Below are 18,750 nucleotides of genomic sequence, written 5' to 3'. Positions count from 1 at the left end.
AGAAAAAATAAGATTTTTAACGGAAAGACGAGACCACGACCTTTTAAAAGTTGAGATAACAACAGAAGATAATATAAAAGCAAATATAGATAAACAATTATCAAATTTAAAAAATGTAAAAATTTTTAGTTTAGAGTTTAATGCAGAGCTTGTAAATAACAGAATTAAACAAAAAGACTTTCAAAAAATAACAAATACTTATGGAACAAAAATAGATACTTCAGGTTTAAATTTTTATACCTGAATGATTAAAATACCCAATAAAACAATAAAAATTAAAGCATAAGGAACAGAATTACTAACTTTTGAACATGGTAATACTAACAATTATAGATTAAATAAAACAAATAATTTTGAAATTGAAATTGAAAATCCGTAATAACTAAATTCAAAATTGGGATAGCACGATCTCACATTTAATGATAAAATTTGAGGACAAAGTGAATTTAAGTTAATTACTTAGAGACACAAGTTAATTGGACAGCCTCATTTCTTTCTTTCCAAGAAAGATGGCTTTTTACGATAACAACACCTTTAAACAACTAAACAACTAAACAACTAAACAACTAAACAACTTTTTCATTTTTTATATTTTGGCAAAATAAAAACCAGTAATTAAAATTACTGGTTTGAATAGTTTGCTTATTTTTCACAATAAATTTATTGTGTTTTGTTTCAATTAAAGTTATTGTTCTAAATAGCTAATATCGTTTTTATAAAACCTTATACTATAGTAGTAACTGTATTTGTTCTTACCGGCCCTTCTCTTTCTGGTGAAAAAAATGCTTCACCGTTAAATGTTATTTTATCATTGTTTTTATCTATAGTAATTTCATTGGGTAATAAAATATATTTTTTTAAAATTTGCATTACTTCTGTAATTGATAATGTAACTATTTGTTCTTTATTGTTGTCATCAATTATTTTGGCAGTAATATTTCCTGTAATTTTTTGTTTTAAATTTAATATAATTTCAGATTCAATTATTCTTACTGGATAAGTAATTTTTAATTTTTCATTAGGATTGAGTTCAAATTTATCAGCGGGTTCCTTAAAAATACTTAAAATCATTTCTTGTTCTTGTTTATTTGTGTTTGATAAATCAAATTCATTTGATAATACATTAATGATTCCAGAATTTTTATTATTTATATTTGTAAAATCTGTTAATTTCATTTCATCATCAGAATTTATGTTTCAACCATTTAATTTATTTTCTTGTTTTGTTTTAGTTAATCCTGTTGTAATTTGAAATACTAATTTTGATTTTGAATTATATTCACAAGCAGGTACATTAAATGATCTTGTATTTGGGGTTTTATTGATAATTTCTCTATCGGAACATACATTTTTAGGAACATTAGATCATAAAAATGAATTTTCTTGTTTTGTTATTTCAGTATTTGAAAAATTTAAATTATTAGTATCAATATAATTTATTTCCTTAAATTTTAAATTAGGATTTTCATCTCTAAACTTAAAAAATATTGCATTTTTAATTAATTCATTTAAATTAATAATTTTATTTTGTTCATTTTTAATTAAATAATATATATTTATAATATCATCATTTAAATTATCTTTTATCTTTACTATAGCGGAATTATTTGTTTTACTAATAATTTCTAATTGTGAAATATCTAAATCAGGATTTAAATAATTTAATTCATTTAAAATTGTAGTATCAGAATTAATTTGCCCTAAATTTGAATCTAAATAGTGCTCACTATATTCATAAATATTACCATCTGCCGATCCAAAATATAATTTGTTATTTAACACCACACCAGAAGAAACTAACCTTCATTTTGTTGTAAGGATAACTCTTTGTTGTTCTGTGGATGGATCATATTCATAAACATTTTTATCTCCTGAACCAAAATATATTTTATTGTTGAAAATTACACCCGAGGATCTTATACTTTGAGAATTATTTGTTTTAATAACAATTTTTTGTTGTCCTGTGGCTGGATCATATTCATAAACATTACCATCATCTGAACCAATATATAATTTATTGTTAAAAATTACACCAGAAGATCAAATAAAACCATTTTTTTTAATGACAATTTTTTGTTGTCCTGTGACTGGATCATATTCATAAACTTTGTTGTCTCCTGAACCGAAATATACTTTATTATTTAATATTATCCCATCAGATCGAACTATTCCATTTGTTGTAATTACAATCTTTGTTATATTTATTTTATTATTTTCATTATTGCTTCGTTTTTGTCTTTTATAATTTATGTTTTCTAATTTAATTTGTTGTTCTTGTGTTGGATAAGGACTATTGGCAACAATTCCTAACATTCCGCTTCCGGCCATTGTTATTGTGCTTAATAAACTAAGTAATTTTTTCATTTATTAAATCCTTTTTATTAATTTTTACTAATTAATAAATTTGTTGAACAATTAACATCCTTCCTTAAATTTTTAAAGTCTAATTAATACAAATTGATTATAACTTATTAAATAAGAATTTTTATCATTTTTTCAGGTTATTGAATAATAATTCTAGAAAAAAAATTATCATTAAAACAGAACAATAAAATAACGAAATTTAACTTTGTTAAAATTACTATCTAGAAAGGCGATTTTTTATGTTATAAATTAATAATAATGTAAAAACCTTAGAAAACAAGCATTGATTTAGTTTATTTACAACCCATAAAAATATGTACACTAATAAATGTAAACAATTAGCTAATGAATATGAAAAATTAGATGAATACTTATATAAATATCATTATAGGTTAAAACAAGGTTATAAAGTAGTTCATTTTGCATCAAGAACAATTATTACAATTTTTGGTGATGTTACTTTTAAACGACGCCGATATAAATATTGAAATCAAAAATCAGGTAAATTTGAATATGTATGTTTATTAGATAAAGAAATTGGTATGTTACCTAAACAACGCATTTATTTTGATGTCCAATTTAAAGTTTTAAGTCTTTTAGGTGATGGTAAACGCTATCGTGATATTTTAGATGCTCTAAATCATTGTTATATTTCAAAAGCTAGTATTTCAAGTATTTTAAATAAATACGATATTGCTGAATATTTTCAACTCGCAGAAAAAGAAACTAAAACTAGAATTGATGTTAAAAATAAGGATTTATATATTCAACTAGATGAGACATTTTTAGCAACATTAGACGTAGATGGTTATCATGCTATTAAAAAATTAAAACAAACTGCATTTAATATTATTTTTGAAAATCGCAAAGTAACACTAAATAGTTGAATTAAATTATATAATGATGGCATTCATCAAGAATTAATCAAAACCATTCGTAATGTTGCTAAAAATGAATTAAATAAAGATATTAAAACAAATTTAAGGAAAGCGAGTAATTATTTCAGTAAAAATAAGCATGGCAATCATCATCAAAATTTAGAATGAAATATCGGTTGTAGCATTGAAAGTGATGTATCTCATTTAGTAAAACAACAATTAGGGTATGGGACAAAAATATATAATCATAAGAATTTAAATAACCTATTACATTTAAGAATGGCAAATTTAAACAAATTAAATGTACTACATTACATTAATGAAAATATTAATTCAGAAATAGAAATCAGAAAAGAAATATATAAAAATTCATTATGAAATAAATATAATAATAAAAATGATGATAGTTGAATTAATTATAAAGGTAATGCTGTAACAAATAAATATAATAAATTTAAGTAAGTAAAAATATTAGTTAAAATTTAATAAAATTAATAATTTTTGTTGTGTAAAAATTCAATAATATGATAAAATGAAAAAGAATAAAAATGACAATAACAAGAAAGGCAGGGTTAGTTTAGTAATTAAATAATATAATTAGCTGATTATTTTATTTCTTCAAAGCAATACCTAAAAAAACTAAACACGACCAGATATGATTATTATTATGGTAGAACTGGAGACGCTAGTTAAAGTTATACTTTAAGTTTTAATGATAAGAAAACATTAAATATATTAGATTTTACTAAATATGCTTCTGATTGAAATTCATTTATAGAAAAATATCCTTACATTATAATTAACACTTATGGAGAAGAAAATTCACCAGAAACTTTTGGTGATGTAGGGAAAGATAAATTTGGAGATATTAAAATTAATTTAAATAATGTTGATATAAATCATAACAATAATAGTGATAAAGCATATTGAAGAACTTTAGTTAAAGCAAATCAATATTGATTTGCTTCATATGATGTTGATTGTGATATTGAAATAGGGTTATGAATTGAAAATAATAAAGAATTAAAATTAAATATTTATGTTTATAGTTATCTTTATAGTGCCGGAACTAATAATAGAAACTTAACAACTGTTTTAGAAATAGATTTTGCTAAAATTGTAAATAATTAAAATTAAAAAAATACTTTTAATTCTAGAAATATTTAATTTAATAGCGATTGTAACAATAAGTTAAATATTTTATAAAAAATAATTATTCAAACTTCTAGAAACTACTTTGTTAAAAATTTTTGAAATGTTTGAAAAGGCGATTTATTTTGTAATGATGAATGACAGCGTTCAAAGTTATAAAAGTAATAATATTTTTTTAAATAATGTTGAAGTTCGTTTTGGTTTAATTTTTTATCCTTAGAATAAAATAATTTGGTATAATTTTGATGAAAACGCTCGATTTTACCGTTGCTCTGTGGCGAACGAATCGGTGTGGTTTCGTGGACAATTCCGTTCCTCGAAAGAAAGGTTGTAAAATGCCTTTCTTTTACTTTGTACGATTTTTTATTACTTCAGTTAGTAGTAGTAAATTCCGGAGCATTATCAGTACGAAGGCGTTTAATTGTTATGCCAAGCGCGCTAAAATCTTTCATTGCTCTTTGCAGGGCATTAATTGCGTTATTGGTTCCTAAACTATCATAAACATAGCCAAATACTATGCGTGTCATTTCGTCAATGAAATCATAAATGTAATATTTGTTATCAACCGGAAAATTTGATGTGGTAATAATTTTAGCATCCATTTGTAAAAGACCAATCTCGGAGACTTCATAACGCTTAAAATGGCATTTTGTTTGTTTAATTTGCTGTTTTAATTCTTTTCAACGAGGGCCGGATTTAATTCAACGATAAAAAGTTTTGATGTTTTTCGGAACTTCTGAATTTTTGACATCGTGAAAACCAATTTTTAAATTATTAAATAAAGACCACATTCCGCCGGCTTGAAGATTTTTGTAATCAAAATATAAATCACATACTTTTTTGCGAGAATTTAAACTATATTGATAATTAAGATTTTGTGGTTTTGTGGTTTTAAACAATAACAAATCTAAATTGTCAGAATAATAAGCGGTCATAATTTTTTGTGCCCAACGATAAAAAGTTTTTGTTGCACCCTTAAAATATTTTTTAATAAGTTTTGTTAAAGTAGTTTCTTCAATATAAAAATAAGTACATAAATTTAAATAGGCAGTAATGCGTTTTTTATTTTTATAGTAATAAGGATTACGGCAATTAGCACTTAGTCAACTTTGTGCTTTTGCTTTTAAATCTGCTAAGTCAGCTTGGGAAATAATATATTTCATTTTTTACTCCTTAAATTAAGAAAATCGCATTACAAAAGATACGATTTTCAAAAATATTTATTAAATTACTAATTTTTTATTAGGTATTTCCGCTGAGAATGAAGTTATATAATAATCAGTACTTTTAAAACTAATAGAAAATTTAACATTAACAATCTTATTAATTAGATATCCTGTGTCAAAATTAAACCTCTTATAAGTGCCATAAATTCCATTATCTTTATAAAATTTTACAATTTTATCAAGAACAACACCTTTCTCAATTTCAAAATTTATATAATTACTAAATCGTTCTTCTATATTACTATGTAAAGGGCTAATACCACCGTAAAAAATTAAATTTCCTATATTTTCAACTGCATATGGATATATAAGTAATGTATTATCTAAACTAACAAACTCCAAATTATATTTTTTTTCAATTTTGCTATTAGCATGATTACAAGCAGAAACTAACATTACATTTACTAAATTTAATATGGTTAAACTCTTTTTTCACATACGAAAAATCCTCCTTTCAAAGGAATTATATTATATAAAAATATTATAAATATTTAAGAAAACTGTTTTAATATCATTAACAAAATTGCTAATGGTACTACAAATTCAAATAATATCTGAAACGCCGGAATAACTTCAAATACCGGAAAGGCAGTTTTGGTAAAATTAATCGTTGTTTTAGCAATATCAGCAATGGGGCGAATTAAAAGATTAATCCCAGAAAGACCAAGTAATCAATTTAAGACACTAACAGAAGCGTGCTGAATACCACAAGATACGGCACTAAATAAACCTCAATAAAAACAGTTGGGTGTAGGAATTAAATCATCCGTATTACCGCTTATTCCGCCACCAATAAAAGATGTTGAATTCAAAATATTAAAATCGTATAAAGAATAATGATATTCAGTGCTTTCATTTTTCTTTTTATATAGTGGGAAAGTCAGTGTAAAAATATTAATTCCATACATCACATCAACTTTGGCGTTGTAAAAATGCAGTTTATTACTAGTAGCATTTCATAATTGGTTATCATATGCTTTTAACACATTAAAATCTATTTGATAAGAACTTTTACCACTATTAAAACCATTTGCAATTTGTTTATCTTTAACAAAGAAATAAGAACGAAAAATCATATTCTTACTATTTTCGATTGTTGAACCAAAATTAATTAAATATTGTTTGGGATAAAAGGTAATTAAGGAACGATAGAAAAAACCCATTTGTAAAACATTTTTAGGAATTTGTTGCATTCCTTTGTAATCTAATTCTACATAAGTAGAGGCGTCTGTATCAAAACTCGCATAAAAGAATTGTACAAAAAACTCACCTAAAACTTTATAAAGTTTATTAAATAACCCATTAATAAAATCAATAGTTAAATCTTTTTAATAATGGAGCATAAAATCTTTAAAATCAGTCTTTAATTTGTCATCATAGCGTAAAAAATGGAAAGTATTACCATAATAATTAACTTGTCCAAAAAAGGTATTAATAAAATCTCCTCCAAAACTTGTTTTTGAACCAGATTTTCAAAGCGATTTACCATTTTCTAAAAACTCATTATTACCCACAATACTACCATGCTCAGTTTTTATAGTAATAACATCACCAAAACTAGAAAAGGAAAGTTCTCCAAAAATAACTTCTTCAATGAAACCGGGTGGATATGAATTTTTGCGACTTAAACTAAGTTTACTATTTTGTTTAAAACCATTTAATTTAATTGATATTTCACTCATATATTTAAAATTATCATCAAAGAAATTAAAAATTGGGACTCAATATAGATAAGAGTAATTAAATTTATCAAAATCTCGCCGTTATATCATTAAATAATCTAGCTTATCTTGAAACTGATTATACTAATATTCGCCATCAATTTTAGTTATTTCCGTAGGTAATGGTTGTTCTTTATCTTTTTCGGGTAAAGGGGGCATTTCGGCGGAGAAGGAAGTTATATAATAATCAGTACTTTTAAAACTAATAGAAAATTTAACATTAACAATATTATTAATTAGATATCCTGTGTCAAAATTAAACCTCTTATAAGTGCCATAAACTCGATTATTTTTATAAAATTTTACAATTTTATCAAGAACAACACCTTTCTGAATTTCAAAACTTATATAATTACTAAATCGTTCGTCCCTTTGTAATCTAATTCTACATAAGTAGAGGCATCCATATCAAAACTGGCATAAAAGAATTGTACAAAAAACTCACCTAAAACTTTATAAAGTTTATTAAATAACCCATTAATAAAGTCAATGGTTAAATCTTTTTGGTAATAAAGCATAAAATCTTTAAAATCAGTTTTTAATTTATCATCATAGCGTAAAAAATGGAAAGTATTACCATAATAATTAACTTGTCCAAAAAAGGTATTAATAAAATCTCCTCCAAAACTTGTTTTTGAACCAGATTTTCAAAGCGATTTACCATTTTCTAAAAACTCATTATTACCCACAATACTACCATGCTCAGTTTTTATAGTAATAACATCACCAAAACTAGAAAAGGAAAGTTCTCTAAAAATAACTTTTTCAATGAAACCGGGTGGATATAAATTTTTGCGACTTAAATTAAATTTACTATTTTGTTTAAAACCATTTAATTCAATTGACATTTCACTCATATATTTAAAATTATCATCAAAGAAATTAAAAATTGGGACTCAATATAGATAAGAGTAATTAAATTTATCAAAATCTCGCCGTTATATCATTAAATAATCTAGCTTATCTTGAAACTGATTATACTAATATTCGCCATCAATTTTAGTTATTTCCGTAGGTAATGGTTGTTCTTTATCTTTTTCGGGTAAAGGGGGCATTTCGGCGGAGAAGGAAGTTATATAATAATCAGTACTTTTAAAACTAATAGAAAATTTAACATTAACAATATTATTAATTAGATATCCTGTGTCAAAATTAAACCTCTTATAAGTGCCATAAACTCGATTATTTTTATAAAATTTTACAATTTTATCAAGAACAACACCTTTCTGAATTTCAAAACTTATATAATTACTAAATCGTTCTTCTATATCACTAGGTAAAGGGCTAATACCACCGTAAAAAATTAAATTTCCTATATTTTCAACTGCATATGGATATATAAGTAATGTATTATCTAAACTAACAAACTCCAACTCACAACTTTCGCCACATTGGCTAGGGTTTGAAGCTCGTTTTTCTCGCTTTATAAAGGATTGTTCCACATATTAGGTTTTAGTGGTTGTTTTGTATCAAAGAACGCCCTGATGGCACCAAACTAATAAACATTATAATAAATCAAGAAATAATCTTATCCATCTCATTACGCTTTAAAATTCTTTTTCATTGTTTTAATAGCATCAGAAAATTTATATTGACTATGTTGTGAACATTCACAATTAGCAACTTGCATTTGATGCTTTTTAAAAATTTTATTAAAGTAATAACCCATAATAATTAACTTAATACCAGTTATTAAGAAATAAATGATTAATAATCAAAGATAAACATTAAAAAATACACTTTGAAAATTAAATATTCTAAACCCTCACGCACATAGGATCATAAACCTAAAAAGTCATTTAAAGCAAAAATAGAAAAAACAGAAACAAGAATAAATAACATTATTAATTTAAACATTTTCTAAACCTACCTTTTTATTTGCCGTCCATGTTGATTAACTCACGGTCTATTTTTAGGACTATTACCACTGAATTTCTTAATTGAACCACTAGATGGTTTTTTCTTAGCTCCTCAATTAGCAACTGATTTTCGATATTTTTTACGAAAACCAACTTTTGGTCGTTCAATATGAATACCTAAAATGCCGCCAATTACAAGATTTATCACAAGCATAATTAGCGGAAAAATAATAATGCGAATATCTGTTTCGGGAATGGTTAAAGTTCAAATTAAATCAAAAACTTTATAAAACATATCGCCAACTAAACTAGCCGTTTTTTCTAAGTTTTCCATTTTTTAAACTCCTTTACTTGTTTTTCTTCTTCAGATTATTTTTTAACTTAGTAAGTATCTTACTGAATTTTTCCATTTTTAAATATTCTAATGCTTCAATATCCATTACATTATCATTTCAAAATTTATGTTGATAATTATCGTTCAAAGCACGATTACTTAATTCACGCAAGAATGATAAATATTTATTATCATAAAAGTTTAAAATTGACATCGGAATTTTCAATTTAAAGAAATAAATGTCTAATTCTGGAATGCTACGATACTTGATTTTGCGACCTTTTTTATCATTTTTTGCATTAATTAGAGTTAATCGTCATTGTTCGTATTCGCTTACCGATTTAAAAGTGCCGTAAATAACTTGTAAATAAGGACGAAAGATGCTAACTGGTTTTTTTCTAATACCAACAATTATTGAATTAGCAATATCGCGAACTTTAGCTCATATATGTTCGGCTCGTTGTCCGCTTGCTAATACGATATGAGTAAACTGCCGTGCTGAAGCGAAATATTCTTGTAAACCTTGGGCCGCCCTATCATTTTCTTTATAGTCAGTTCCTTCTAAAAATAAGTTGGTTTCATCTCATAACAGCAAATGCTTTTCTTCTAATATCGGATAATTATAATCTAATAAAGACATATGCCCTAATGAAAGCATTTGTTTATCCGTAATCGGAAAAGTAGAAATCGTTTTTCAACCACTTAATAAGTAAGAAGCCAAAACCATTAAAGCAGTTTTTCCAGTCCCTAAGGCACCAATTACTAAATTTAAGGGTGAATTTAATAAGAAATTAATAAAACTACGACGAGCAAAAAAATGAGAAATTTTAGTATATAAAATATACAAAGCAATTAATAAATAAATAATATCAAATAACATTCTTCAACTTTGAGGATTATAATAATGCAAAATCGCACCATAGAATCACGCAATAATAAATAAAGTGCGATTTAAACCGACAAAATCATATAATCTTAAATTTATTTTCTTAAACAATAGCATCACTTAAATCACACTTTCTTTATTTTTATTACTATCTGCCAGGCATTAATTTTTCAAACATTTTGAAAGCGATTAAAAATAAACCAATAATCACGCCAAGCAAGAAAACTCAATATGTAGCAAAAAAATTAACGACATTTGGCATATTACCACCAATAATATCAGTCCAAATATTACCAAATGCTTTAATTAATGCTTTTCATAAGTTAGTAACCGCTTGTTCACCAGTAATTGTTACTGGTGTAGTTATTGTTTCTACTAAGAAATTTATTAACATATAATCACCCCCTTTCTAAACAAAATATGATTTAACCTTATAAAATAAAATAACCATAAATAAGACGATGAACACTAATACCATTCAAAAGGCAATATTTGCTATTAAAAGTCAAAGTAGTTCTTTGGTTAAATCAATTTCTTTGCCGGAAACTCATGCCGGAATAACTTTAATTTGAATAAATAAATCTCAAAAATACAATTTTGTCATTTCTCAATATAAATCTTTTCAAGCAACTAAAAACATAATAATTACAGCTTAAAAGGTCAAAAGAGTAGATAAATAATGGCCGAGAAGAGCATTACAATTATTAAAATTGAAAACAAAAATACAACTTGCGGTGGTAAATCGGCAGTTTGATAAATTAATTCAATTAACTCAATAATTATTTTTTTAAACATTTTCTAAACCTACTTTTTAATTTCTTTTTCATCTTGTTCTAATAAATTTCCTTTAAACTTTGCAATAAATATTCGTTGTGAATAAGTAAAATCTTTTGGCAACCGCTTTGCTTTGCTACCATATTTCTTTTTATCTTTAAAAAACCGATAAATATTAACAGCAATATAATATGCTATTAATAATGTTAAAATCGTAAAAAACACTAATCAAAATATACTCATCTTTCTTTTCTCCTTAAGTTTCTAATTTTTATCTTTTAAATTAACTCATATTTTCATTTTTAAACTCCCAAGTTTTATAGTGAATGCATAACGATATAACTACGAGACATACTTATTAACTCCTAGTGTTTCATTTTCCTTAATTGATTTCTAAACCTTAAACTTTCTAACGAAGCATAATTTTCACTTTCAAATTCTACATAATTGATATTTTTAAATTCATAGATTACTCCGCACATTTTAGTTTTAAATTTGTTAACTGTTGATTTTAAGTATTTTACAAATTCAGAATTTACAGTTCGATTAACAATATTATTCAAAGTATCGGTAAATACTTGTTTTCTAGTAATGGGATTTTGACAGTTATATGATAATTGATAAGCCTTGATATTTAAGTCATACTGGTTTAATGACATTCATATGTATAAAAATATTTAATTTCTTTATTCTTTTTTTTGAAATAATATTTTATATTTCTAAAAAATTTTTTTAATTCTTTTTTACATTTTTTAACATCTGTTTCATTTAACTTATAAGTTAAAGTTAAAAATGTAAGTTCTTTAACTGAAAAATTATGATATGCCTTTCTGACATCACTACATTTAGCACGCACATTACTATTTAACATTTTGGTTTCTCGTTCTCCTTTGTTCTTTAAACCACTAACATTACGAGTATTTGCTTTGATCCGTTCTAAGGTCATAACAACATTACGAATGTATTGACCGTAATAAATAGTTTTCATATAAAAATCAGTCGGATTTTGAGCTTGTAAATTCATATTTTATGACCCTATTTTAGATTTTCGTTCAGTTATGTTATTTAAATCAAGTAATAGTCGGCTTCGCCGACTAAACAGCTAGCGGGCGGGGGCATACGCCTTCCGCACCGCTTCGCAGACCAAAAATGATTACCAATTAATTGAACAAGTTTTTTTAATTTTTTGATAATTCAATTTTTTGCAAATTAACTATTTTAGGATTTTTATCAAAAGTTAATTCACAACTAAAAAATGATTTAACATTTTCTTTTAACAACTTATAAATTTCTTGTTGTTCTAGATTGTTATCATCAATTCATAAAGCTTTTTGTTCACCAGTAGGCTCAAATAAATCATTTTCATACCTCAAAAATTCGTCAGAGTAACCTGACATCACAGAACAATCTTTGTTTTTAAATACTTTTCTTTTTATACTAACTAATTTAATCTTAAACATTATTTTTTAACTCCTTTAATTTTTTTCTTTCATTTTTAAAACTTGTTTGGATTTAGTTATTCATATAAATTTCCCACATCTAATATATTTATAAATATTAAGCTTTTAATAGCTTTTCACAAAATTTAAAAGTCCTGTTAATTAAATTTAATTTCTAATAAACTAGTATCAATTTCTGCAATAAATCTTGAAGGTAAACAATAATTATTAGCTATATAAGAAAATCCTTTACTATAGCTTAAAAATAATCCTTTTTTTTGCTCTTGTAATCGCAACATATAAAACTCTTCGTTCTTCTTCAATAGCAGTAATTCCATCTTCAATACTTAAAGTATTAGGAAAAATACCTTCGTTTAAACCAATAATAAATACAAAATCATATTCTAACCCTTTAGCATTATGAATTGTTATCAAACTAACTCTATCTTGAACAACAGAATTTTCATCTTGATCAACATATAAACTAACTTCTTGTAAATAATGTTGTAATAATTCCACCCCTTGTAATGAATCAGAATTTTGCAAATCATAATTTTCCATATGATTAAATAATTGTTTAACATTTTCTAAGCGTTATTCTTCAAAACCATCTGTTAATTGTTGTAAGTAAGTACCATTTTTTAAAAAATCTTGTGCTAAATAAGTTATTTTTTTATATGACTTTAGTTTTTCTTTTCAAACTTTTAAATATGTAACTAATTTAACTATTGATGGTTTTAAACTAGAAACATTTATCATTAAATATTTTAAAAGCGATTGCCCGCTATTTTGTGATTGTTCAATTAAATTGTTAATTGTTGTTATTCCCACGCCTTTAATTAAATTCAAAATTCGTATTATTGATAATTCATCACCATAAACTAAAGTTTTTAAGTAAGCTAAAACATCCTTAATTTCTTTTCTTTCAAAAAACTTAAAAGTACCATAAATACGATAATTAATATAATTATTAATTAATGCCTATTCTAAATGATGAGAAAGATGATTAGCACGATAAAGAATTAAAATATTTTTTAATAAAATATTTTTTTCAACTAACTTTTTAATTTCTTTAATTACCCAATTAGCCTCGCAAATACTAGTATTACCACAATATAGTTTTATCTTGTTACCTAGGTTATTCATTGTAAATAAATCTTTAGTAATTCGTGAATGATTATAACTAATAAGAATATTTGCAACATCTAAAATATTTTGTATTGAACGATAATTTTGATTAAAAATAAAAGTTTTCGCATTAGGAAAATAGTTATTAAAATCTAAAATTAATCTTGCTTTTGCCCCTCGAAAAGAATAAATTGTTTGGTCAGGGTCGCCAACAACAGTAATATTTTGATGTATTTTTACTAAATAATTAATTAATTGAAACTATAATTCATTAGTGTCTTGAAATTCATCAACCAAAACATAAGAAAATCGTTTCTGTCACTTTTGTAGTACTTCTGAATGCTGAGAAAATAATTTCAAAGTTAATATTAATAAATCATCAAAATCAACCATATTATTTTTAGACAAATATTGTAAATAAATCTTATAAATTTCTAATCATTGCTGCTTATATTCATAATAAAAGGCGTTGTTAATAACAACAGAATAAGATAATTGGTTATTCTTTAAATAAGAAATCATACTACTAACTTTTTTAATTTCATTATTATCAAAATTATATTGCTTATTTTTACTAATATTTTTTAAAATATTAATTTTATCAACAGTATCAATGATAATAAAATTTTTTGTATATCCTAAAACCATAATATTTCTTCTTAAACCCTAACACAAAAAGCATGATATGTATGGATTCATATATGTTTAGATTCATCATTATCAACCAATTCATTTAATCGACTTTTCATTTCATTAGTTGCCTTATTAGTAAAAGTTACCGCTAAAATTTGACTACTATTAATGGCCAAATTATGAATTAAATGAGCAATTTTATAAATAATAACTCTTGTTTTGCCACTTCCTGCACCAGCTATAATTCTATTAGTGCCTTCACTACTTAAAACAGCTAATCTTTGCTTTTCGTTTAAATGTTTTAAATTTATAACTTCTTTCAAAATTTAAAAGCCATTTTTGTCACAAGAATTACAGATTACAACTGCATTTTTATTACCAACAACATAACTTTCGCTATCGCATTCGATACAAAATATTACTGCCAAAAGAATACATCCCCTAAAAGTTTGTAGAAAACAAAATCTTGTCATATGTATATGGTTTCTACAAAATTAAAAAAATTATATAATATACCACAGACTTATGACAAACACAAGAGGGTTTTTTACTAATTAAAAAAATTCAGTAAAAATCTACTAATATGGTATAATTAAATTGTATTAAATAGACTGTAAAATTTGGAGAAAGGCTGTTGATTATTTGGTAAATTTTATTAGTTAGTAAAAATTAACGAAAGGAATTTAATTAATATGAAAAAATTATTAGGAATTTTAGGGACAATAACAATAGCGGGAAGCGGAATGTGCCACCAACAATTGTTGATTTAGAAATCAGTATGCAATTCAAGTTAATTTTGGTTTACCTATGTAGGAGCAAAAAATAAATCTTTTAAAATTTAATAAACATAATTATATAAAAAATAATTATTCAAAATTATAAAAATTACTTTGTTAAAAATTTTTGTAATGTTTGAAATGGTGTTTTAGTGTTTAATGATGAATGACAGCGTTCAAAGTTATAAAAGTAATAATATTTGTTTAGATAATGTTGAAGTTCATCTTGATTTAATTTTTTATCCTTGGAATAAAATAATTTGTTATAATGTTGGTGGAATCGTTCAATCTTCCCATTGGATTGAGGCGAACGAATTGGTGTCGTTTCGTGAACGATTCCGCTTTTTGAAAGAAAGGTTGTAAAAGGCCTTTCTTTTACTTTATATGCTTTTTTATTGCTTCAATTAGTAGTGGTAAATTCCGGAGCATTATCAGTACGAAGGCGTTTAATTGTTATGCCAAGTTCGCTAAAATCTTTCATTGATCTTTGTACAGCGTTAATGGCATTATTGGTTCCTAAACTATCATAAACATAACCAAATACTATGCGTGTCATTTCGTCAATGAAATCATAAATGTAATATTTTTTATCAACCGGAAAATTTGATGTAGTAATAATTTTGGCACCCATTTGTAAAAGACCAATTCCGGAAACTTCATAACGCTTAAAATGGCGTTTAGTTTGTTTGATTTGTTGTTTTAATTCTTTTCAACGAGGGTCAGATTTAATTCAACGATAAAAAGTTTTGATATTTTTAGGAACTTCTGAATTTTTAACATCGTGAAAACCAATTTTTAAATTGTTAAATAAAGACTACATTCCGCCGGCTTGAAGATTTTTGTAATCAAAATATAAATCACATACTTTTTCACGAGAATTTAAACTATATTGATAATTAAGATTTTGTGGCTTTGTAGTTTTAAACAATAACAAATTTAAATTGTCAGAATAATAAGCAGTCATAATTTTTTGTGCCCAACGATAAAAAGTTTTTGTTGCACCCTTAAAATATTTTTTAATAAGTTTTGTTAAAGTAGTTTCTTCAATATTGCGTTTTTTAGTTTTATAGTAATAAGGATTACGACAACTGGCACTTAATCAACTTTGTGCTTTTGCTTTTAAATCTGCTAAATCAGCTTGGGAAATAATATATTTCATTTTTTAAACTCCTTAAATTAAGAAAACCGTATTACAAAAAATACGATTTTCAAACATATTTATTAAAATTGCTAATTAATTAGGTATTTTTGCTAAAAATGAACTTATAAAATATTGTGGTTTATTTAATTGATATCTATCTAAATAAACAAATGACACTTTAATACTTTCAAGTTTAGGAATTTCTCAGCCATAAGTAGTCAATATATCTTCAGATGGTTTTGGTTTATAAACACCTTCTCGTTTAAAAAAATCCTTTATAGGATTATTAATACTTTGATTTTCGATTAAAAAGCTTTTTTCAGACATATCATCTGGAAAACGAACACTTTCATCATAAAAAGTTATTCTTCCAGCAGAGCCAAAACTCTCTACATTAAAAAATGTATTATTTAAACTAGAAAATTGTAATTTTTTTTCAGAAACATTACTTCTACATCCAAAAATAAACATTACACATACTAAATTTAAAGCTGATAAAAATTTTCGCATAAAGAAAAATCCTCCTTTCAAAGGAATTATATTATAAAAAATATTGGCAATATTTAAGAGAACTTTTTTAATATCATTAATAAGATTGCTAATGACACTACAAATTCAAATAACATCTGAAATGCTGGAATAACTTCAAACACTGGAAAAGCGGTTTTGGTAAAATTAATCGTTGTTTTAGCAATATCAGCAATGGGGCGAATTAAAAGATTAATCCCAGAAAGACCAAGTAATCAATTTAAGACACTAACAGAAGCGTGCTGAATACCACAAGATATGGCACTAAATAAACCTCAATAAGAACAGTTGGGTGTTGGAATTAAGTCATCCATATTACCGCTTATGCCGCCACCAATAAAAGCCGTTGAATTCAAAATGTTAAAATCGTATAAAGAATAATGATATTCAGTACTTTCATTTTTCTTTTTATATAGCGGAAAAGTTAGCGTAAAAATATTAATTCCATACATCACATCAACTTTGGCCTTGTAAAAATGCAGTTTATTGCTAGTAACATTCCATAATTGGTTATCATATGCTTTTAACAAATTAAAATCTATTTGATAAGAACTTTTACCAGTTTTAAAATCATTAGCAATTTGTTTATCTTTCACAAAAAAATACGAACGAAAAATCATATTCTTACTATTTTCTATTGTTGAATCAAAATTAATTAAATATTGTTTAGGATAAAAAGTAATTAAGGAGCGATAGAAAAAGCCCATTTGTAAAACATTTTTAGGAATTTGTTGCATTCCTTTGTAATCTAATTCTACATAAGTAGAAGTATCCATATCAAAACTTGCATAAAAGAATTGTACGAAAAAACCACCTAAAACTTTATAAATTTTATTAAATAAACCATTAATAAAATCAACAGTTAAATCTTTTTGGTAATAAAGCATAAAATCTTTAAAATCAAATTTTAATTTGTCATCATAGCGTTAAATATCGAAAGTATTACCCTAATACTTAACTTGTCCAAAAAAGGTATTGATAAAATTTTTTCCAAATCTTGCTCGTGACCCAAATTTTAAAATTGATTTACCATTCTCTAAAAACTCATTATAACCCATAAGGTCAGTACCGTCAGTTTTTATAGTAATAACATCACCAAAACTAGAAAAGGAAAGTTCTGTAAAAATAATGTTCTCTGTTAATGACTCATTTCAATGAGATTTGCGAATTAAAGTAAATTTACTATTTTGTTTAAAACCATTTAATTTAATTGACATTTCACTCATATATTTAAAATTATCATCAAAGAAATTAAAAATTGGGACTCAATATAAATAGCTATAATTAAATTTATCAAAATCTCGACGTTGTATCATTAAATAATCTAATTTATCTTGAAACTGAGTATAATCATACTCACCATCATTTTTATTTATTTCCGTAGGTAACGGTTGCTCGTTATCTTTCTCTGGTTGTAGTGGCACTTTAGCTGAAAATGAACTTATAAAATATTGTGGTTTATTTAATTGATATCTATCTAAATAAACAAATGACACTTTAATACTTTCAAGTTTAGGAATTTCTCAGCCATAAGTAGTCAATATATCTTCAGATGGTTTTGGTTTATAAACACCTTCTCGTTTAAAAAAATCCTTTATAGGATTATTAATACTTTGATTTTCGATTAAAAAGCTTTTTTCAGACATATCATCTGGAAAACGAACACTTTCATCATAAAAAGTTATTCTTCCAGCAGAGCCAAAACTCTCTACATTAAAAAAAGTATTTTTAATGCTAACAAACTCTAATTCACAATTATTGCCACATTGACTGGGGTTTGTAGCTCGTTTTTCTCGTTTCATAAAAAATTGTTCTATATTAGGTTTTGGTGGTTGTTTTGTATCAAAGAACGCTCCTAGCGGTACCAAACTAATAAACATTATAATAAATCAAGAAACAATCTTGTGCATC

24 protein-coding genes and 1 pseudogene are annotated in these 18,750 nt (G+C 25.0%); 1 reads left to right on the top strand and 24 read right to left on the bottom strand.

Features of this window, described 5'->3' with window-relative positions; genetic code table 4:
- Positions 1-723 precede the first annotated feature (723 nt).
- A complete protein-coding gene (locus I5Q57_RS00400) occupies positions 724-2,364 on the bottom strand; it encodes an outer membrane protein assembly factor BamB family protein (protein WP_215826289.1) in 1,641 nt (546 codons plus the stop codon).
- Between the two features lie 314 nt (positions 2,365-2,678).
- Between I5Q57_RS00400 and I5Q57_RS00395 the strand changes: the two genes are divergently transcribed.
- Positions 2,679-3,704 (top strand): UPF0236 family transposase-like protein, encoded by a 1,026-nt coding sequence (locus tag I5Q57_RS00395; protein ID WP_215826288.1) that lies wholly within the window; start codon positions 2,679-2,681, stop codon positions 3,702-3,704.
- A gap of 770 nt (positions 3,705-4,474) precedes the next feature.
- On the opposite strand, the gene I5Q57_RS00390 is transcribed toward I5Q57_RS00395, so the two are convergent.
- From I5Q57_RS00390 to I5Q57_RS00265, 23 genes and pseudogenes are all read right to left on the bottom strand, one after another.
- Positions 4,475-5,557, bottom strand: coding sequence for a DDE-type integrase/transposase/recombinase (locus I5Q57_RS00390; protein WP_215826287.1), 1,083 nt, complete (start codon positions 5,555-5,557; stop codon positions 4,475-4,477).
- 60 nt (positions 5,558-5,617) lie between these two features.
- On the bottom strand, positions 5,618-6,058 hold the full coding sequence (locus tag I5Q57_RS00385; protein WP_215826286.1) for a hypothetical protein: 441 nt from the start codon (positions 6,056-6,058) through the stop codon (positions 5,618-5,620).
- 53 nt (positions 6,059-6,111) lie between these two features.
- Positions 6,112-6,813 carry a hypothetical protein gene (locus I5Q57_RS00380; protein WP_215826285.1) on the bottom strand — a complete coding sequence of 234 codons (702 nt, stop codon included), beginning with the start codon at positions 6,811-6,813 and terminating at the stop codon, positions 6,112-6,114.
- 135 nt (positions 6,814-6,948) lie between these two features.
- Positions 6,949-7,302, bottom strand: a complete 354-nt coding sequence (locus I5Q57_RS00375) for a hypothetical protein (protein WP_215826284.1) — start codon at positions 7,300-7,302, stop codon at positions 6,949-6,951.
- A gap of 383 nt (positions 7,303-7,685) precedes the next feature.
- A complete protein-coding gene (locus I5Q57_RS00370; RefSeq protein WP_215826283.1) occupies positions 7,686-8,189 on the bottom strand; it encodes a hypothetical protein in 504 nt (167 codons plus the stop codon).
- 132 nt (positions 8,190-8,321) lie between these two features.
- Positions 8,322-8,783, bottom strand: a complete 462-nt coding sequence (locus tag I5Q57_RS00365) for a hypothetical protein (protein ID WP_215826282.1) — start codon at positions 8,781-8,783, stop codon at positions 8,322-8,324.
- Between the two features lie 98 nt (positions 8,784-8,881).
- A complete protein-coding gene (locus I5Q57_RS09545) occupies positions 8,882-9,010 on the bottom strand; it encodes a hypothetical protein (protein ID WP_256444893.1) in 129 nt (42 codons plus the stop codon).
- A gap of 38 nt (positions 9,011-9,048) precedes the next feature.
- Entirely contained in the window at positions 9,049-9,198 is a 150-nt protein-coding gene (locus I5Q57_RS00360) for a hypothetical protein (RefSeq protein WP_215826281.1), read from the bottom strand.
- 9 nt (positions 9,199-9,207) lie between these two features.
- Entirely contained in the window at positions 9,208-9,534 is a 327-nt protein-coding gene (locus tag I5Q57_RS00355; RefSeq protein WP_215826280.1) for a hypothetical protein, read from the bottom strand.
- Positions 9,535-9,547: 13 nt separating this feature from the next.
- Entirely contained in the window at positions 9,548-10,531 is a 984-nt protein-coding gene (locus I5Q57_RS00350) for a hypothetical protein (protein ID WP_215826279.1), read from the bottom strand.
- A 37-nt stretch (positions 10,532-10,568) separates the two neighbouring features.
- A complete protein-coding gene (locus I5Q57_RS00345; protein ID WP_215826278.1) occupies positions 10,569-10,814 on the bottom strand; it encodes a hypothetical protein in 246 nt (81 codons plus the stop codon).
- 15 nt (positions 10,815-10,829) lie between these two features.
- On the bottom strand, positions 10,830-11,060 hold the full coding sequence (locus I5Q57_RS00340; RefSeq protein ID WP_215826025.1) for a hypothetical protein: 231 nt from the start codon (positions 11,058-11,060) through the stop codon (positions 10,830-10,832).
- A gap of 164 nt (positions 11,061-11,224) precedes the next feature.
- Complete coding sequence (locus I5Q57_RS00335; RefSeq protein ID WP_215826277.1) at positions 11,225-11,437, bottom strand: hypothetical protein; 213 nt, start codon at positions 11,435-11,437, stop codon at positions 11,225-11,227.
- Positions 11,438-11,559: 122 nt separating this feature from the next.
- Positions 11,560-11,853: a hypothetical protein gene (locus tag I5Q57_RS00330; protein ID WP_215826276.1), complete on the bottom strand. Its 294-nt coding sequence runs from the start codon at positions 11,851-11,853 to the stop codon at positions 11,560-11,562.
- Positions 11,844-12,218, bottom strand: coding sequence for a rolling circle replication-associated protein (locus I5Q57_RS00325; RefSeq protein ID WP_215826275.1), 375 nt, complete (start codon positions 12,216-12,218; stop codon positions 11,844-11,846). The genes I5Q57_RS00330 and I5Q57_RS00325 overlap by 10 nt, the downstream gene beginning before the upstream one ends.
- Positions 12,219-12,372: 154 nt before the next feature.
- Positions 12,373-12,654: a hypothetical protein gene (locus I5Q57_RS00320; protein ID WP_215825616.1), complete on the bottom strand. Its 282-nt coding sequence runs from the start codon at positions 12,652-12,654 to the stop codon at positions 12,373-12,375.
- 231 nt (positions 12,655-12,885) lie between these two features.
- Complete coding sequence (locus I5Q57_RS00315; RefSeq protein WP_256444941.1) at positions 12,886-13,224, bottom strand: 3'-5' exonuclease; 339 nt, start codon at positions 13,222-13,224, stop codon at positions 12,886-12,888.
- Between the two features lie 3 nt (positions 13,225-13,227).
- Positions 13,228-14,663: pseudogene (locus I5Q57_RS09250) on the bottom strand (ATP-dependent helicase); the annotation flags it as partial.
- Positions 14,664-15,279: 616 nt separating this feature from the next.
- On the bottom strand, positions 15,280-15,801 hold the full coding sequence (locus I5Q57_RS00285; protein WP_215826270.1) for an integrase core domain-containing protein: 522 nt from the start codon (positions 15,799-15,801) through the stop codon (positions 15,280-15,282).
- Positions 15,802-15,984: 183 nt separating this feature from the next.
- Positions 15,985-16,329, bottom strand: a complete 345-nt coding sequence (locus I5Q57_RS00280; protein ID WP_215826269.1) for a hypothetical protein — start codon at positions 16,327-16,329, stop codon at positions 15,985-15,987.
- A 75-nt stretch (positions 16,330-16,404) separates the two neighbouring features.
- Entirely contained in the window at positions 16,405-16,821 is a 417-nt protein-coding gene (locus tag I5Q57_RS00275; RefSeq protein WP_215826268.1) for a hypothetical protein, read from the bottom strand.
- Between the two features lie 53 nt (positions 16,822-16,874).
- Positions 16,875-17,726: a hypothetical protein gene (locus I5Q57_RS00270; protein WP_215826267.1), complete on the bottom strand. Its 852-nt coding sequence runs from the start codon at positions 17,724-17,726 to the stop codon at positions 16,875-16,877.
- A gap of 60 nt (positions 17,727-17,786) precedes the next feature.
- Positions 17,787-18,749 (bottom strand): hypothetical protein, encoded by a 963-nt coding sequence (locus tag I5Q57_RS00265; RefSeq protein ID WP_215826266.1) that lies wholly within the window; start codon positions 18,747-18,749, stop codon positions 17,787-17,789.
- Between the last annotated feature and the right edge of the window lies 1 nt (position 18,750).

This window comes from Spiroplasma endosymbiont of 'Nebria riversi', from assembly GCF_018831625.1.
Taxonomy (GTDB): domain Bacteria; phylum Bacillota_I; class Bacilli_A; order Mycoplasmatales; family Nriv7; genus Nriv7.
Note: the sequence above shows the minus strand (reverse complement) of the source record. Positions and strands in the feature narration are given on the sequence as shown.